The 16,110-nt window shown below is 62.6% G+C and carries 16 protein-coding genes; 7 read left to right on the top strand and 9 right to left on the bottom strand.

Features of this window, described 5'->3' with window-relative positions; translation table 11 throughout:
• Positions 1–2: 2 nt before the first annotated feature.
• Positions 3–1,664, bottom strand: coding sequence for a phosphoglucomutase (alpha-D-glucose-1,6-bisphosphate-dependent) (gene pgm, locus ABIE18_RS12515; protein ID WP_499723128.1), 1,662 nt, complete (start codon positions 1,662–1,664; stop codon positions 3–5).
• A gap of 277 nt (positions 1,665–1,941) precedes the next feature.
• On the opposite strand from pgm, the gene ABIE18_RS12510 reads away from it, so the two are divergent.
• A complete protein-coding gene (locus ABIE18_RS12510; RefSeq protein ID WP_499723127.1) occupies positions 1,942–2,589 on the top strand; it encodes a DUF4190 domain-containing protein in 648 nt (215 codons plus the stop codon).
• A gap of 156 nt (positions 2,590–2,745) precedes the next feature.
• Here ABIE18_RS12510 and ABIE18_RS12505 read toward each other — a convergent pair whose 3' ends face one another.
• The 3 genes from ABIE18_RS12505 to ABIE18_RS12495 form a co-directional block, all read right to left on the bottom strand.
• Positions 2,746–4,245 (bottom strand): peptide MFS transporter, encoded by a 1,500-nt coding sequence (locus tag ABIE18_RS12505; protein ID WP_499723126.1) that lies wholly within the window; start codon positions 4,243–4,245, stop codon positions 2,746–2,748.
• Positions 4,246–4,308: 63 nt separating this feature from the next.
• A complete protein-coding gene (locus ABIE18_RS12500) occupies positions 4,309–5,739 on the bottom strand; it encodes an amidase (protein ID WP_499723125.1) in 1,431 nt (476 codons plus the stop codon).
• The gene (locus tag ABIE18_RS12495) at positions 5,732–6,475 is read right to left on the bottom strand and encodes a Type 1 glutamine amidotransferase-like domain-containing protein (protein ID WP_499723124.1); all 744 of its coding nucleotides are present in this window, start codon (positions 6,473–6,475) and stop codon (positions 5,732–5,734) included. The genes ABIE18_RS12500 and ABIE18_RS12495 overlap by 8 nt, the downstream gene beginning before the upstream one ends.
• Positions 6,476–6,615: 140 nt before the next feature.
• On the opposite strand from ABIE18_RS12495, the gene ABIE18_RS12490 reads away from it, so the two are divergent.
• The 3 genes from ABIE18_RS12490 to ABIE18_RS12480 all read left to right on the top strand — a co-directional run bounded on the left by ABIE18_RS12490 (position 6,616) and on the right by ABIE18_RS12480 (position 8,269).
• Positions 6,616–6,942, top strand: a complete 327-nt coding sequence (locus tag ABIE18_RS12490) for a rhodanese-like domain-containing protein (RefSeq protein WP_499723123.1) — start codon at positions 6,616–6,618, stop codon at positions 6,940–6,942.
• 46 nt (positions 6,943–6,988) lie between these two features.
• Positions 6,989–7,918, top strand: coding sequence for a prephenate dehydratase (pheA, locus tag ABIE18_RS12485; protein WP_477514280.1), 930 nt, complete (start codon positions 6,989–6,991; stop codon positions 7,916–7,918).
• A 120-nt stretch (positions 7,919–8,038) separates the two neighbouring features.
• The gene (locus ABIE18_RS12480; RefSeq protein ID WP_216924263.1) at positions 8,039–8,269 is read left to right on the top strand and encodes a hypothetical protein; all 231 of its coding nucleotides are present in this window, start codon (positions 8,039–8,041) and stop codon (positions 8,267–8,269) included.
• Here the strand turns inward: ABIE18_RS12480 and ABIE18_RS12475 are convergent.
• On the bottom strand, positions 8,266–9,327 hold the full coding sequence (locus ABIE18_RS12475) for a diacylglycerol/lipid kinase family protein (protein ID WP_499723122.1): 1,062 nt from the start codon (positions 9,325–9,327) through the stop codon (positions 8,266–8,268). The two genes, ABIE18_RS12480 and ABIE18_RS12475, sit on opposite strands and share 4 nt — an antisense overlap.
• A 113-nt stretch (positions 9,328–9,440) precedes the next feature.
• Here ABIE18_RS12475 and serS point away from each other — a divergent pair, with 113 nt between their 5' ends.
• Positions 9,441–10,721, top strand: coding sequence for a serine--tRNA ligase (gene serS / locus ABIE18_RS12470; RefSeq protein WP_499723121.1), 1,281 nt, complete (start codon positions 9,441–9,443; stop codon positions 10,719–10,721).
• A gap of 34 nt (positions 10,722–10,755) precedes the next feature.
• On the opposite strand, the gene ABIE18_RS12465 is transcribed toward serS, so the two are convergent.
• Positions 10,756–11,664, bottom strand: a complete 909-nt coding sequence (locus tag ABIE18_RS12465; protein ID WP_499723119.1) for a PDDEXK family nuclease — start codon at positions 11,662–11,664, stop codon at positions 10,756–10,758.
• A gap of 390 nt (positions 11,665–12,054) precedes the next feature.
• On the opposite strand from ABIE18_RS12465, the gene ABIE18_RS12460 reads away from it, so the two are divergent.
• Positions 12,055–12,900: an HAD family hydrolase gene (locus ABIE18_RS12460; protein WP_499723117.1), complete on the top strand. Its 846-nt coding sequence runs from the start codon at positions 12,055–12,057 to the stop codon at positions 12,898–12,900.
• Between the two features lie 12 nt (positions 12,901–12,912).
• Here ABIE18_RS12460 and ABIE18_RS12455 read toward each other — a convergent pair whose 3' ends face one another.
• Complete coding sequence (locus ABIE18_RS12455; RefSeq protein WP_431117423.1) at positions 12,913–13,362, bottom strand: SRPBCC family protein; 450 nt, start codon at positions 13,360–13,362, stop codon at positions 12,913–12,915.
• Positions 13,363–13,404: 42 nt separating this feature from the next.
• Complete coding sequence (locus ABIE18_RS12450) at positions 13,405–14,145, bottom strand: ANTAR domain-containing protein (protein ID WP_499723115.1); 741 nt, start codon at positions 14,143–14,145, stop codon at positions 13,405–13,407.
• 142 nt (positions 14,146–14,287) lie between these two features.
• Here ABIE18_RS12450 and ABIE18_RS12445 point away from each other — a divergent pair, with 142 nt between their 5' ends.
• Positions 14,288–15,058, top strand: coding sequence for a sigma-70 family RNA polymerase sigma factor (locus tag ABIE18_RS12445; RefSeq protein ID WP_499723114.1), 771 nt, complete (start codon positions 14,288–14,290; stop codon positions 15,056–15,058).
• Between the two features lie 42 nt (positions 15,059–15,100).
• On the opposite strand, the gene ABIE18_RS12440 is transcribed toward ABIE18_RS12445, so the two are convergent.
• A complete protein-coding gene (locus tag ABIE18_RS12440; protein WP_499723113.1) occupies positions 15,101–16,051 on the bottom strand; it encodes a glycosyltransferase family 9 protein in 951 nt (316 codons plus the stop codon).
• Between the last annotated feature and the right edge of the window lie 59 nt (positions 16,052–16,110).

Genomic DNA, 16,110 nt, shown 5'->3' with positions numbered 1-16,110 from the left:
ACCTAGGCAATAACGCCATCCACCAAAGCCTTGGCTTCCTCCTGCACCTTGGCCAGGTGATCGGCGCCCTTGAAGGACTCGGCGTAGATCTTGTAGACGTCCTCGGTGCCGGAGGGGCGGGCCGCGAACCAGGCGTTCTCGGTAACAACCTTCAGGCCACCGATTGAAGCGCCGTTGCCGGGGGCTTCCGTGAGCTTGGCGGTGATGTCTTCACCCGCCAATGAGGTGGCTGTAACGTCCGCGGCGGAGAGCTTGCCCAGCTTGGCCTTCTGCTCGCGGGAAGCGGCGGCATCGATGCGGGCGTAGACCGGTGCGCCGAACTGGTCGGTGAGTCCCTTGTACAGCTGCGACGGGGATTTACCCGTGACAGCCGTGATTTCCGAGGCCAGCAGGGCCAGGAGGATGCCGTCCTTGTCCGTGGTCCACACGCTGCCGTCGCGCTTGTTAAAGGAGGCGCCGGCCGATTCCTCGCCACCGAAAGCACCCTCGCCGGACAGCAGGCCAGGCACGAACCACTTGAAGCCGACCGGAACTTCAACGAGTTTGCGGCCGAGCCCTGCAGCGACGCGGTCGATGATCGAGGACGAAACCAGCGTCTTGCCCACAACGGACGCGGGATTCCAGCCACTGCGGTTCCGGTACAGGTAATCGATGGCGACGGCAAGGTAGTGGTTAGGGTTCATGAGTCCACCGTCCGGCGTGACGATGCCATGGCGGTCGGCGTCGGCGTCGTTACCGGTGGCGACATCGTAGGCGGCGGTACCATCCGCGCCCACGGACATGCGCTTAATGAGCGACGCCATAGCCGACGGCGAGGAGCAGTCCATGCGGATCTTCTCGTCCCAGTCCAGGGTCATGAAAGCCCACTGCGGGTCGACGGTGGGGTTCACCACCGTCAGGTTGAGCTGGTGGCGCTCACCGATCTCGCCCCAATAGTCAACGGAAGCGCCGCCCATGGGATCGGCACCAATGCGGACACCGGCGTTGCGGATCGCGTCAAGATCCAGGACGGACGGGAGATCGTCAACGTAGCTGCTGAGGAAGTCGAATTTTCCGGTGGTGTCCGCATTCAAAGCATCGTTCAACGGAATGCGCTTGACACCCCGGAGGCCGTTCTCAAGGAGCTGGTTGGCGCGTTCTGCGATCCACCCTGTGGCGTCGGTGTCGGCCGGCCCGCCGTGCGGGGGGTTGTACTTGAAGCCACCGTCGCCTGGCGGGTTGTGGCTGGGCGTGACAACAATGCCGTCAGCCTGCGGTGTTCCCGCCGCGGCTTCGCGGTTGTACTTGAGGATGGCGTGGCTCAGTACGGGCGTGGGTGTGTAGCCGTGGCGCGCATCGACGAGAACTGTGACGCCGTTGGCCGCGAGGACCTCCAGCGCGGAGTTCTGCGCGGGCTCGCTCAGGGCGTGGGTGTCGCGCCCGATGAACAGCGGCCCGGTGATGCCCTGGCGGCCGCGGTATTCAACGATTGCCTGCGTGATCGCGAGGATGTGCGGTTCGTTAAACGACGACTTCAAGCTGGATCCGCGGTGGCCCGACGTTCCAAATGCCACGCGTTGCGCGGGATCGCCCAAATCCGGGGTGACGTCGAAGTACGCGTCCAGCAGGGCTGTGATGTCAACAAGGTCTTGGGGAAGGGCAACTGTGCCCGCTCGGCTAGCCATGTCGTCCAGCATGCCAGACCACCCCGTCGGCTGACAGCAAATGTCCCGGGATCCTGCCCCTGTGACGCAGAATGGCGGCGATGTGGCGCCGGATGAGCCAAAGATTTACCTCGCGTTTACGAGCGGCGGCTTTAGTGGGAGGATTCCGCCCCGTCGCCCGCCCTGACATGGTGTGACGCCGGCCCTGACACTGTGCATAACCCCAAAGCGGGTTACCTTATGCGGCGCACCCGACGGCGGTAGGGTGGGAAACAAAGACTTAGCGAGGGGGAATCCCATGTCAGATCAACCATCCAAGGGCAACGAGGACAAACCGGCGGGCTACGAACCGCCGCAGTACATCCCGCCCGCCGAATTCAGCGCGCCGGAGCAGAGCTCACAGACGCAGCCGCTTCCGCCGTACGATCAGGGCGCATACACGCAGAACGCCCAGGGCCAGAACGACTTCTACACGCAGCCGCTCCCGCCCACAAGCCAGAGCCAGGGCTCGTCCAGTCAGGACTCGTACACACCCGGTGATTACAGCCAGCCGGGCCCATCGCCCTATGGCCAGCCGCCGAGCCCTTACAACCAGAGCCAGTACAACCAGGGCCAGTTCAACCAGGTCCCGTACCAGCAGCAGCCCTATGGGCAGCAGAACCCGTACGGACAGCCCGCGTATTACGCCATGCCCACGCAACCCAAGGGCCTAAGCATTGCGAGCATGTGCTGCGGCATTGCCACTTTCATTGGCTTCGGGTTCTTCATCCTGCCGCAGATTGCAGCCGTGATCCTGGGCCACCTTGCCCTCAACCGCGAACCCGCAGGCAAGGGCATGGCGATTGCCGGCCTGATCATGGGTTACGTCGGCGTGGCGATCACGGTGGTCGTCTTGATCTTCTTCTTCGCCGCGATCGGGGCTTCGAGCAGCAGGTACAACTACTAGCCCTCCCCGCGCCCCTTACGGGCGGCAGCTGTACACAAGCGCGTACGACGGCGACCCTTACGTCATGTGGGAATCCCACCAAACGTAAGGGTCGCCGTCGTGTCGCCAGCGAGTTTCCGTGGCGAGCAGGCAGAGCGTCGGATGCCCCCAGGCCAGCTACCGCACCCCGCCCATCAGCTTCTTGATAGCCGGGGATGCAGCAGCGAGGGCAACAGCCAACACCACAGCCACGCCGCCAATGCCCAGGAAGTACGGGAGTTCGTCGTCGGGGTTGTAAAGGCCGGCAAGGATGCCTGCCAGAGTGGTGCCCAGGGAAACGGACAGGAAGAACAGCGCCACCATCTGGGTGTGGAATGCCTGCGGGGCGAGCTTGGTGCTCACGGACAGGCCAATGGGGGAGAGGAAGAGTTCCGCCAGGGTGAACAGGAACAGGATTCCCACCAGTGCAAGCAGCGGGGTCTTGCCGTCGCCGGCCAGCGGGATGAAGCAGAGGAAGGCAAGCCCCATGATGAGCAGGCCCGCCGAGAACTTCAGCGGGGAACTCGGCTGCTTGGCACCCAGCTTGGTCCACAGGGCAGCCATGACGCCGGCGAAGATGATGATGAACACCGGGTTGATGGACTGCACCCATGCGGCGGGCATCTCCCAGCCAAACAGGTTGCGGTCCAGTTTCTCCTCGGAGTACACGGCGATGAACGTGAACTGCTGCTGGAACAGTGCCCAGAACGCGGCCGATGCGATGTACAGCGGGATGAAGGCGAGCACACGTTTGCGCTCCAGGCCTGTGACTTTGGCGCTTCGGAAGATCAGGAAAAGGTAGATCACGGATGCGCCGATGGCGGCGTAAGCCATGCTGCGTGCCAGGTTGTCGGCGTTAACGGTGCCCGTGCCGAGCAGTACGCCGATCACGATCAGGATGCCCAGGAAGATCAGCCCGTACCGGGTGCGGTCAGCAGCCGGGAGCGGGTTGGGGACGCGGTGCGCTTCCTCGGGGAGCTTGTTGCGGCCCAGCGAGTAGATGAGAAGGCCGATCGCCATGCCCACCGCCGCTGCGCCGAAGCCCCAGTGGAAGCCGTTGCTCTCCTGGAGCCAGCCGGTGACCAGTGGGCCGATGAGTCCGCCGATGTTGATGCCCATGTAGAAGATGGAGAAACCGGCGTCGCGGCGTTCGTCCTTCTCGCCGTACAGGCTGCCGACCAGCGCCGTCGCGTTGGCTTTCAGGCCACCGGAGCCAATACCCACAAGCACCAGGCCCGCGATCAGTCCGGGAATGCCGGGCAGGAGGGCCAGCGCGATGTGGCCGGCCATGATCATGAGGGCCGAGCCGAAGAGGACCTTTTCGGAGCCGAAGATACGGTCAGCAAGCCAGGCGCCCAGGATGGTGGACAGGTAAACGCCGCCACCGTATGCGCCAACCAAGCCGGCGGCGAGGCCCTTGTCGATGGACAGTCCGCCTTGGTCGGCGGTGAAGTACATGTAGTAAAGCAGGATGCCCTGCATGCCGTAGAAGGAGAATCGCTCCCACATCTCCACGGAGAAGAGGCTGGCCAGCATCTTTGGGTGGCCGAAGAATGACGTATCGCCCGATGGTTTTTGGGGCGTAGCCGTGGTTAGAGGTGTGCTCATTTCCTCAATGCTGGCATTGACTGCGGGCATTGTCACATCGATGGATGCCCATGGCAACCACTTTCCATATGGTAGACAACCGCCCAAGCCGGCTTACTGAAAGGCCTCCAGAACCGCCGCGAGCTGAAGAAGCTGCAGCTCAGAACCAGGTTTACCGATCACCTGGATGCCCATCGGCAGGCCAGTCGTTGTCACATGGACGGGGATGCTGATCGCCGGCAATCCGCACACATTCACCATGGAGGACCAAGGTGCGTACTCGCATTGTCTTCTGTAGTCCTCGTCCGCGTCACCGGCCCACTCGCTCGGCCAAGGCTCGCTGCTGTGGCCGCCGCCCGTGTACCAGCCGATCGGGCGTGGTGTCTGCGCCAGCGTGGGCATGAGGATGACGTCCCACTCCGCGTATTGTGCGATCGTGTCGTGCTCGAACTGCCGCAGGAAACTCAGGGCTTCATTGATCTTCAACGCGCTGCGCTGCTGCGCACGACGACGGAACGTCCGGGTGAGCGGGGTCAGGAGCGCCTCGCGCTGGGGTGCGATTCGCGCACTCCCGACGCCGGCAGTCCAGGCTGCGGTGAACGCCTCGGGGTAGCGGTTGTCGTAGCGGATCTCCGCTTCCGCGACACGGTGCCCCGCCACCTCAAGCAGCTTGATTCCGCGCGCAAGGGCGTCCGAAGCTTCCTGTTCCACCTCGAAAGGGAAGACTCCGGCCCACGGGCTATCCAGGCTCACCCCCACTTTCAGGGGCGTTGGCGCCTGGTCAACGTTGGCGAGATAACCGCCGTCGGGCGCTTGTTCGCTAGGGACCAGCGCGTCCATCAGCAGGGCAGCGTCCGCAGCCGTGCGCGCCAGCGGTCCGGCGACCACCAATTTAGCTGCATCGCCCGCGCTCGCTCCGGATGGCACCACGCCGCGCCCCGGCTTCAGCCCCACCAGTCCACAGGCACCGGCCGGAATCCGGATGGAACCGCCGCCGTCGGTCCCTGGAGCGAACGGAACCATGCCAGCGGCCACGGCCGCAGCGCTTCCGCCCGACGACCCGCCAGAGCTTCGGCTTAAGGAATGGGGATTGCGCGACGGCGGTGCGATGCGGTTTTCGCTGTACGCGGTGAGTCCGAATTCCGGAACTTGCGTCTTGCCCAGCGAGACTCCGCCTTGGCCTTTCAAAGTGGCTGCGAGGGCGCCGTCCTCCGGGGCAGGTTTGTGTTCCAAGGCGGCGCTGCCGTGGGTAGTGGGAATGCCCGCCACGTCAGTGAGGTCTTTAAAGGCCAGGGGCACGCCATGCAGCAGTGGCAAATCGGAAAGGCGGCCCTCCCGGCGCAGTTTCGCATGGAGGGTGTCTGCCCTGCTGGCGTCGGCCATCGCTTGCTCTGCGGTAACAGTAATGAAGGCACCCAAGTGGCTGTTGCGTGCCTCGATGACGGACAGGAAATAAGTGGTCGCCTCCCTCGCCGACAGCTCGCCGGATGCAAGGGCATCGCGAAGCGCCACAGCGGTGAGGGCTTGCGGGGAAAGATCAACCAAGGAAACGAGACTCCAACCGTTCCTCCACGGCGATGGCGTCCACGCTCTCGCCAGCACCAGCCGTGACCCGGAAAGCAGCCTTGTTCTTGACTTCGGACACCACCTCCACAAGTTCGGTGCCCCGGTAAACCAGCCCCACGCCGTCGTCGGTGCAATGCGCCTCGCCCAGCGTGCCGTTGGCTACAAGCTTGTGGATGGCGGGAGCGCGGCGGGGTTCGGAATCGTAGTGGACGCCGTTGGCGTAGGGAAGGAAACCCAGCGCGTTGGTGACCGGCTGCAATTCAGGGCCGAAGGAGTCCGTTACGCCGCTCTTGAACCAACAAATGGAACCCGCGGAAACGCCGGCCAGGACCACGCCGCTTTCCCAAGCCTTCCGCAAAATTCCGTCCAGGCCGTGTGCCCGCCACACGGCAAGCAGGTTGACCACCGAACCACCGTGCACCCACACCACGTCCCGCTCCAGAAGATGCGCTTCGGGGTCCTCAATATTGGGCATGGTGAAGAGGTTGAGATGTGCGAAATCAAACCCGGCAATGCGGGCTGCCTGATCCATCTCTGCCGCCCACCAGCGTTGGTCACCTGATGCCGTACCAATGTGGGTCACGCGGGGTGCCCGGCCACTTACCCCGGACAACTCCACGGCGTAGTGCATGAGGTGGTCGAACTCGATGCGGGTCCGGCTGCCTGGCTTGTAACCGCCGGATGTTGCGAGGATGGTGGGTTTGCCAGCCGCCATGGTCCTGCTCCTAACAGCCGATTCAGGGAGTCTTTGCGTCCCAGTCTTAGTGCCATAACCGCGGGACGCAAGCGACGTCCCGCTTCGCGGCCGCTGCGACTAGGCTGGATGATGACCTGAATCGATGGGAAGGAACCGCCATGAGCGACTTCGAAACCGTGCCTGTGGGCGATATTCCGGCTGATGCCAGCATCCTGGACGTTCGTGAGGACTATGAATGGGTTGCCGGACATGTTGAGGGCGCACGGCATATCCCTATGGACCAACTGCCGGCCCGCCTGGATGAACTGGATCCCGACGACGACCTCTTCGTCATCTGCCGTACCGGTGGCCGTTCCTTCCGGGCAGTCCAATGGCTGGTGGGCCAGGGCTACTCAGCGGTGAACGTAGCCGGTGGCATGGATATGTGGTTCGAAGCCGGCCGCCCAATGGTGTCGGACAACGGCCTCAAGCCAGTGGTTCTTTAACCTCCGGCAAGCCCGTTCCACGTATATAACCAGCAAGGAATATTCAATGTCAGCACCGACCTATACGTTCCTGGGCCCTGAGGGAACGTTCACTGAGACCGCCCTCATGCAGGTCCCCGGCGCCGCTGATGCCTCCCGCATTCCTTGCACCAACGTGAACACGGCGCTCGAGCGGGTCCGCAATGGTGAGGCCGACGCCGCCATGGTTCCCATCGAAAACTCGGTGGAGGGTGGTGTGACTGCGACGCTGGATGCCATTGCCACAGGACCTGAACTCCGGATTATCCGCGAGGCCCTGGTTCCTATTACCTTCGTGCTCGTGGCGAGGCCCGGCGTCGTGCTTTCGGATATAAAGCGCATCTCCACCCACGGCCACGCGTGGGCCCAATGCCGCCTCTGGGTGGAGGAAAATATTCCGAACGCGGATTATGTCCCCGGTTCCTCTACCGCGGCATCGGCCATGGGCCTCCTGGAAGGAGATGCCCACTACGACGCCGCTATTTGTGCACCGCTGATTGCGGGGGAGCAGCCTGGGCTCAACGTTCTGGCCGAAAACATTGGCGACAACCCGGACGCAGTCACCCGTTTCATCCTGGTGAGCCGGCCGGGTACCTTGCCCGAACGCACGGGCGCGGACAAGACGACCGTTGTTGTCCCGCTGCCGGAGGACCACCCTGGTGCTCTCATGGAAATCCTTGACCAGTTCGCTTCGCGAGGGGTCAACCTGAGCCGAATCGAATCACGCCCCACCGGCCAGTACCTTGGCCACTACTTCTTCAGCATCGATGCCGACGGTCATGCGTCGGATTCCCGTGTTGCTGATGCCTTGGCGGGTCTCCACAGAATCAGTCCGGCAACCCGTTTCCTGGGCTCGTACGCGCGCGCCGATAAGCAGGCTGCGGTGGTTGCCCCACATACTTCGGACGCTGCCTTTGCCTCCGCTCATGCGTGGGTTCAGTCGATTCTTAAGGGCTAGGCTGCGCTGGTTCCGGCGCTAAATTATTGAACCTTCAACCCCTTTCGCGTTGATGCAAGTGTGCGTATGCTTGCCTGATCCATAAACGATGGATGAATGCCCAAAAAGAAGGGAGCGGTCATGTCTGTCCACCGAGATGACAAAGACGGCCAGGGCATGATCGTCAATCCCAAGCCCTCCGGCGAGAACAAGGACGACTGGGACGGCGACGAAGCTGACCGCGCGGATCGACTCCGTTTTGAAGAAGAACAAGCGATGATCCGAGAGCAAGCCGAGGCCCGGGCTGCAGCGAAGGCGGCGGCCGAAGCAGCCGCAGCAAATGCGGCCCAACCCGAGAAGGGCGCAGTCTAGAGGGTTTGAGCCTTCGGTACCCGCACCAATAGCGAACCCGGCTGGACCTGAACGGTGACCTCCGTGGCCTCGCCTGCGGGGTCACCGTCGAGTTGCGTCGCCATGGGTTCCTGGCTGCGAATGGTGACCTTGCCGGAGCGATAGAAATTCATCATCGGCAGATTCCGCTTGTGCTTGAAGAGGATCTTTGTGTACATGGCGATCCATCCGAAGGCACTGCGGGGGCTCATGACGACGATGTCCAGCATGCCGTCGTCGATCATGGCTTCCGGAATGAAATCAATACCTCCCGGAATCAGGCCACAGTTGGCGAAAAGCACGCTGCGGATTTTCCGGGCCTGCTCCGGCTGGTCATCCATGGTGATGGTGACACGCTTGCGGCGGCCGGGCAGATGCCGGACCCCGGCCTCGGTGTAGGCCAGCCAACCCACGGTCTTCTTCAGGTCTTCCTTGGTATCGCCCACAACCTCGGCATCCAGGCCCATGCCGGCGATCACCAGGAACGTATGCGTGGATGATTCCCCGGTAATGCCGTTGTCTATGGCCATGCTGGCGGTATCGATAAAGCGCTGATGGCCAAAGAGGGCGATCTGGATGCAATCCGCGATGTCGTTGACGTCCAGTTCGACGTTGCGAGCCAGGAGGTTGCCGGTGCCCAGCGGAATGAGGCCCATCGCCACGCCCTTATGCGCAAGCGATTCAGCCACCACGCGCACTGTACCGTCGCCGCCGCACGCAAGTACGACGTCGGCCCCGTACTCCAGCGCCTGGCGCGACTGCCCGTAACCGGGGTCCTCCACAGTGGTTTCAAAGAACTTCGGGCTGTCCCAACCGGCGAGGTCGCAGGCGTCAATGATCGCTTGGCGGGCCTCGAGCGACTTGTTTTTCACCGGGTTGAGGATGACCGCAACCTTCTGGTGCCCTGGCTCCGGCTTGTGGGTGTCCTCCCGCACCGCGCTCCTGATGTGACGGGCTCTCAATCGGCGCACACCCCACCAACTGGAGACGGCAAACGCCACGCCCCCAGCGAGAATCACGTACAGGATCCAGTCGCTCATGGTGCTCCAACACTATCGTCCTGCGTAGTCCTGATTTCACGGTGTTCATTCCGGCGCTTGCACGGCTCTGCGTCCGCACGGGAAATCAGCGGCCCATTCGATACTCTTGTGTGGTGATCGACGTAAAAGACCTCAGCGAAAATCCGGACAAGTTCCGTGCCAGCCAGCGCGCCCGTGGCGCCGACGAGTCTGTTGTGGACGCGATCATCTCCGCAGACTCCGATCGCCGCGCCGCGCTGATCCGCCATGAGACCCTCCGTGCCGAGCAGAACGCCTTCGGCAAAAGGGTTGCCCAGGCAAAGGGCGAGGAGAAGCAGGCCCTGCTGGCCGAGGTCAAGGAACTGGCGAACTCGGTGAAGGCCGCCTCCGCTGAAGCCGCTGCTGCGCAAGCCAAGCAGGAAGAGCTGCTCCGCGGTATCCCCAACCTGATCGTGGATGGCGTCCCCGAGGGCGGCGAGGACGATTACGTTGTGGTCAAGACGGTGGGCACGCCGCGCGAATTCACGGATTTCGAGCCGAAGGACCACTTGGAAATCGGCGAACTGATCGGCGCGATCGACATGGAACGCGGCGCCAAAGTCTCGGGCGCGCGCTTCTACTTCCTCCGTGGTGTTGGCGCCCGGCTGGAAATGGCGCTCCTGCAGATGGCCATGGACCAGGCAATCGAGGCCGGGTTCGTCCCGATGATCACCCCCACTTTGGTGCGTCCGGAAACCATGCAGGGCACCGGCTTTGATGTAAAGCACGACGCCGAGATCTACCGTCTCGCTGAAGACGACCTTTACCTGGTGGGAACCTCGGAGGTGGCCCTCGCGGGCTACCACGCAGACGAGATTCTGGACCTCTCCGCCGGCCCCATCCGCTACGCCGGCCAGAGCTCCTGCTACCGCCGCGAGGCCGGTTCGCACGGCAAGGACACCCGGGGCATCATCCGGGTGCACCAGTTCAACAAAGTGGAGATGTTCATCTACACCACGGTTGAGGAAGCAGCTGCTGAACACGAGCGCCTGCTCGCGTGGGAAGAGGAAATGCTGGCCAAGTGCGAGCTTCCCTACCGCGTGATCGACACTGCTGCGGGTGACCTCGGCATGTCCGCGGCCCGGAAGTTCGATTGCGAAGCCTGGGTTCCTACCCAGAACGCTTACCGCGAGCTCACTTCTACCTCCAACTGCACCACGTTCCAGGCCCGCCGCCTGAACATCCGCGAACGCGTGATCAACGAGGAAGGCGTTGCCAAGGGTACCCGCGCCGTCGCCACCCTGAATGGCACCCTGGCCACCACCCGCTGGATCGTTGCCCTGCTGGAGCACCACCAGAACCCGGACGGCTCGGTCAACGTTCCCAAGGCGCTGCAGAAGTACATTGGCGGGCTTGAGGTTCTGCCGGTCCTGTAGTTCTCTCCGCGGAAGACCCCGCCCAACGGACCATTCACCCTCGCGCGCGGCGGTGAATGGTCCGTTGGACGGGGTTTCTTGTCCTGGAAAGTCCCACTGCTTCGAGCTTTGCAAGCAGCTTCTCCGGCCTGATGGCGGTGGTCCAGTCCCACCGCACTACCTGGAAGCCCATGGCACGGAGCCTGTCCTCGCGTTTCTTCTCCTTGAGCACGGTTTCACGTGCAGTTCCCCCGTTGAGGTACTCGTCATTGAGGTACTTTGCATCTCCGTCGAACTCGCCAATAATCTTAAGTTCCCGCCAGTAGAAGTCCGTCCGGGCAACGAATCCCAAGGCGTCATGGAATTCGGCCTGAAGCTCGGGGGCTGGAAAACCAAGTAGATGCATTTGGGCACGGCTCAGGGACTCGCCAGCTGATCCCGAGCGAGCGTCGGCGAAGTCAAGGACTGAGCTGACCCAGAGTCTCTTGGCAGCGGATGCCAGGCTGTCTCCTGCATGACGCAGGTCTTCAACGCTGGCGGCCGAAGTTCCGAACCTTGCTTGGCTGATGGCGTGATCGGCTAGAACCACCGCCCGTGCGAAGGGAAGCCGGGCCATTACGTCAGCCGCTGTTGAGTTAAGGTCCGTAACGGTCAGCCCGGTCAGGTGCACTGGGCTCGCTTGGTAGGCATGGCGATAGATGCCGTAACTCCTGGTGCCCTCCAGTCCTGTGCTGCCAGACTTCGTGCCTCCCGAGACCTGAGTAGTCGGTCGCTTGGAACCCGCGTGGCTGGATGACGAATTGGCCAAATGGATGTGCGCCGGGATTCCGACAACCTGCATCCCCCAGAGTACGGCCGCCGTCTCGTAGCAAAAGAATGCAGAAGGTAGTTCCAAAGCGACTGCCCTGATGGTCGCGGAGTAGCGCTCCCAAGGCTTCAGGGAGATCCACCGGCTCTTGTCCATATAGACTCCCTTGCGCACTCTGACCAGCTCACCTTTCGTAAATCGCCTGCTGAGCGAACGAATATCTCCCGTGTTGGCTCTCTGTTGCGCGGACACTAGGAACTCGGCTGTTTCTTTCATGGAAACAACCTTCGATGGAGGAGGGGACCCGTGGGTACGACAGGTGGGGCTATGTGGAAAAGCTCATCGCGTTTCACCCACTAGCGGACAATTCACCTTCGCGCGCGGAGGTGAATTGTCCGGTGGAGGGTGTCTGGTGCGGGGTGGCTAGCGGGGTGGGGCGAGGGACGGAGCGCCGTGGAGCCAGGGGCCGAGTGTTCATGCGGCGTTAATCCCGTGCTGTGTCCTCGGTCCTAGTGCGGTGTCAGAGGTGTCTGCTCTACTGGAACCATGACTATTTTGACTGACACTCCAGTTGCTGGCATCGATGACCAGCCAAATGACAACAACAAACTCATGATCGCATTGGACGTTGACGGTACGCTCGTGGACCACGACGGCCACATGTCTCCAGAGGTTAGGGCGGCTGCCCAAGAGGTAGTCGCGAGCGGGCACGACGTCATGATCGCCACCGGCCGGTCCCTGAATGCCACCCTGCCCATCATCGAGCAAATCGGCTTGGAACGTGGCTACGCGGTGTGCTGCAACGGCGGCGTGACTCTCCGGCTGGATCCCACGCTTGAGCCCGGCTACGAGATCATCCACAAGGCAACGTTCGATCCCGCTCCGGCTCTGAAGGCCCTGCGCGAACGCCTGCCCAACGCGAAGTACGCGCTGGAGGATGAAGACGGGAACTTCCTCTCCACGGAGCGTTTCCAGGATGCCAGCTTTGGCGTCGAGGCAATTGGCGTGGACTTCCAGACCATGTTGGAGGCCACGGCCGTACGCGTGGTGGTCTTCAGCAGTGACAACACCTCGGACGACTTCAACCACGCCATCCGTCACATCGGCCTTTCCGGCGTGACGTACTCGGTGGGCTGGACAGCGTGGCTGGACATTGCCGCGGAGGGCGTCACCAAGGCCAGTGCGCTGGAGGCCCTGCGCCAGAGGATCGGCACGGAACAGGTCAACACGGTGGCGGTGGGCGACGGCCGCAACGACATCGAGATGCTCACATGGGCCGGCAGGGGAGTGGCCATGGGCCAGGCTCCGGAGGAAGTGATCGCCGTTGCGGATGAGGTCACCGCGTCAGTATTCGACGACGGCGCCGCCCTGGTTCTGCGCAGCCTGCTGTAACAGCCGGACCCCTTAGTCCACCCGCCCCCGCCAGGCACCCGTTTCCTGGCCGCGGTCCTCGATGAATTCCTTGAATTTGTCCAGGTCCGCGGCCACCTGCATCTCGTCGGCGGAGAGCGCGGCGCCGGCCTTCTCCACGAATCCTTCAGGCTCCCATTCCAGGGTCACGTTGACGCCGCAGTGCTGGGGGCCGAGGTTGTCGAAGCGGACTGTGCCGGCGTTGCGTGGTGCGTCAATGCTTTCCCACGCAATGACGGTATCCGGAACTTGTTGAGTGATGCGGGCATCATATTCGCGCCGGACTCCGCCGACCTTGGTTGAGAAGTGCAGCGTTGAGTCGTTGATCTGGCGGACATTCTCCACGCCGCTCATGAACTCGGGAAACTTTTCGAACTGGGTCCACTGGTTGTAGGCGACCGAAACCGGTACCTCTACCTCGATGGCCTTCGTGACGGTTTGCATGAGAGACACCTCGATTTGGGTTGTTGTGGTTTAGGTGAGGGGTTAAGTGAAATGGGTTTGGACAGGGCCGCCGCCGGCTGAGTCGACGATTGCCTGCGCAACGTCCCGGAGCTTGACGTTCCGGTTGCTGGAGGCCTTTTTGATGAGCTCCACCGCTTCGGCCTGGCTGCACCTGTTTTGGGCGATGATGATGCCTGTGGCCACGTCGATGACCGTCCGGGATGCCATGGCCGCGCGTAGGTCGGCGGCGGTCTGGCTGTGTTGCGCAATCAGCACTGCCAGTTGCAGGCCTTTGGATGCCTGCTGCACATAATCACTGGCGCGCTGCACCGCAGCCTGGTCAAAGCCGTTTGCGCGTTCGGAGTAGAGGTTCAAGCCTGCCCGTGCGGTGTCATCCGTGAGCGGGAAAGGAACGGCGAGGACAGAATGAACACCATTCGCCAGAGCCAGGTCGTTGTACTCAGGCCAGGTGTTGTCTTTTTCAAAGTCTGGAATGTGCACTTGCGTGCCTTGCCTGCAGCAATGGATGCACGGGCCATCGGCGAATTGGTACTGGAGTTCGTCCAGCATCTGCGCTCGCTCGCTGCTGCTCGCCACTGTGGCCGCGGCCCGATGCCGAAGCAGCGTGATACCGCAAAATACTTCGTTGTCAGGTTTGGTGAACATCGCCGCTGAGTGGCGTGCCAGCTCGCTCAGGAAGGCCTCCACGTCCGGTGTATCCAGAAGCAGGTCCTGGATTTCCGCAGCTACAAGATGCGGTTCGGTGAGTTGTTGGTTTTCCACGTGGATCTCCGATCCCTGGACGAGGCTACTCTTCGAGCGTAGTCCTGAATACCCGTTGAAAGCTAATAGTAAGTGTGCTTCTCTTTTTAAGGAGTCTTGCCGTGGGCTCACTCACTCCAGCAGGTCTAAGGATTGAAGCCACATGCGACAAACCCGACCACACGACGTCCAGAACCGGCCTCCTGCGCCGGAGAGTACCATCCGTCAAAGCTTCCAGGACGGCTTGGTTTTGGACCATCTGAATCTCGCAAAATCCATTGCCGCCCGGTATTCCGCCCACACACACGATCTCGACGACGTCCGGCAGGTTGCGTACATGGGCTTGATCAAAGCGGCACGAGGATTTGACGAAAGTAAAGGCGTCAGCTTCCCCGCCTACGCCGCTCCGACCATCGCTGGCGAGGTCAAGAGGTATCTCCGCGATCACTGCTGGGTAGTGCGCCCACCGAGGCCCATCCAGGATGTGCGGCGCCAAGTTCTCGCCAGGACCGAGGAACTGACCCAAAGCCTGCAGAGGATTCCGACCCCCGAAGAAGTGGCGGCGGACCTTCGCCTGGAACCTTGCCAAGTCAGGGAAGCATTGATGGCCGGCACCAGCAAACGGCCGGATTCCCTTGACGCCCCCGCTGCGGAAGGCCGCGACGGACTGCAAGGATATCTTTCCGCTTTCGGATGTCCGACCGACAGGCTGGAGGACGTGCTCGCCCTGCGCAATGCCATCCGGGGCCTGAGCGCTGAGGACAGGCACCTCCTCTATCGCCGCTACTACCGCGAGGAAACGCAGTCCACCATCGCGGAGGCACTGGGCATGTCCCAAATGCAGGTCTCGCGGCGGCTTTCCAAGATCCTGGTGTCCCTGCAGACACAGCTGCTGGATGAGGAAGCGCACCTCCAGGACGGAACGGCGCCCTGATAAGCAAAGTAGGCAAAGTAGGCAAACAACAACCAGGAGGACTCAGCAGCCCAACCCGTCCACCGCATCCAACACATCATGGACGGTCACGGCAAGGAGTGCGGGATCGGGATCGGCGGCGAAAACGTCACCGCGGCGAAGTTCGACGGCGGTAAGCACCACGTGCGGTCCCGGCGGCGGACCCCATTCTTCAGCAGGAGCCGGGCCGAACAGGACCACGGAGGGCCGGGCATAGGCGGACGCCAGGTGGGCCGCACCGGTGTCCGCGGAAACGACGAGCCGCGCATCTGCAATGGTCGCTGCGAACTCTGCGAGGCTCTGCCGCCCGGCCAGCACACCGCCGTCGAGGTTTGCTCCTTTGAGGTTTGCCAAGGCGGCAGTCGCCACTGCTCGCCCACGCTCGGACGTGCCCCCGGTCAGCACGACGTCGTGGCCTGCGCGTGTGAGCTCAACGGCCACTTCGGCGAATCGTTCAATGGGCCAGAGTCGGCTGCCATATGCGGCGCCGACATGGATGACCGTGGCGCCGGGCCGGGGTGAAGGAATGCTTGGCCTGTTGAGGCGATAATCCAGGGGATCGGCGTCGATGCCGTGCCAGTTGAGCAAGCGCGTCCAGCGCTCGCGCTCAGGGATGCCAGTGGTCCATTCCGGTCCATCCAACCCGGGAGCCTGGTGCGCGAGCACCCGCCTTGCGCGAAGTTCATTGATGCGTTGGCGGCTTTCGGGTCCGTTCCCGTGGAGGTTCACGGCGATGTCCACGGCGCCCGGGGGGATGTTCAGTGGATCATCAAGGCCCGGCGTGGGCAGGTGGTCGATGCCCCCCACCAGTTCCAAGGCCTCGGCAATCCAGGCTGGGGCCGCATACAAATTGCGATGCTCGGGAAATGCCCGGCGCAGGCCGCGAAGCGCAGGAACGGCAACAAGGAGGTCGCCTAGTTTCAAGGCGCGCAGGGCAAGCAGCAGGGGTTGTCCGTTCATTTCGACGATGTCCATGGTGGCCTCCCGCTAGGAGTCTAGCGGCCAACGCAGGCGCCGGCGCCGCAGGGAAACTT

Origin of the sequence: Arthrobacter sp. 2762, from assembly GCF_040548745.1 — a bacterium.
Lineage (GTDB): Bacteria > Actinomycetota > Actinomycetes > Actinomycetales > Micrococcaceae > Arthrobacter.
Note: the sequence above shows the minus strand (reverse complement) of the source record. Positions and strands in the feature narration are given on the sequence as shown.

Coding starts and splice junctions, on each gene's coding strand:
- pheA (WP_477514280.1), top strand. CDS start 6,989: ATGTCAGCACCGACCTATACGTTCCTGGGCCCTGAGGGAACGTTCACT.
- ABIE18_RS12460 (WP_499723117.1), top strand. CDS start 12,055: ATGACTATTTTGACTGACACTCCAGTTGCTGGCATCGATGACCAGCCA.
- ABIE18_RS12455 (WP_431117423.1), bottom strand. CDS start 13,362: ATGCAAACCGTCACGAAGGCCATCGAGGTAGAGGTACCGGTTTCGGTC.
- pgm (WP_499723128.1), bottom strand. CDS start 1,664: ATGGCTAGCCGAGCGGGCACAGTTGCCCTTCCCCAAGACCTTGTTGAC.
- ABIE18_RS12445 (WP_499723114.1), top strand. CDS start 14,288: ATGCGACAAACCCGACCACACGACGTCCAGAACCGGCCTCCTGCGCCG.
- ABIE18_RS12440 (WP_499723113.1), bottom strand. CDS start 16,051: ATGGACATCGTCGAAATGAACGGACAACCCCTGCTGCTTGCCCTGCGC.
- ABIE18_RS12465 (WP_499723119.1), bottom strand. CDS start 11,664: ATGGACAAGAGCCGGTGGATCTCCCTGAAGCCTTGGGAGCGCTACTCC.
- ABIE18_RS12510 (WP_499723127.1), top strand. CDS start 1,942: ATGTCAGATCAACCATCCAAGGGCAACGAGGACAAACCGGCGGGCTAC.
- ABIE18_RS12490 (WP_499723123.1), top strand. CDS start 6,616: ATGAGCGACTTCGAAACCGTGCCTGTGGGCGATATTCCGGCTGATGCC.
- ABIE18_RS12495 (WP_499723124.1), bottom strand. CDS start 6,475: ATGGCGGCTGGCAAACCCACCATCCTCGCAACATCCGGCGGTTACAAG.
- ABIE18_RS12475 (WP_499723122.1), bottom strand. CDS start 9,327: ATGAGCGACTGGATCCTGTACGTGATTCTCGCTGGGGGCGTGGCGTTT.
- ABIE18_RS12505 (WP_499723126.1), bottom strand. CDS start 4,245: ATGCCCGCAGTCAATGCCAGCATTGAGGAAATGAGCACACCTCTAACC.
- ABIE18_RS12480 (WP_216924263.1), top strand. CDS start 8,039: ATGTCTGTCCACCGAGATGACAAAGACGGCCAGGGCATGATCGTCAAT.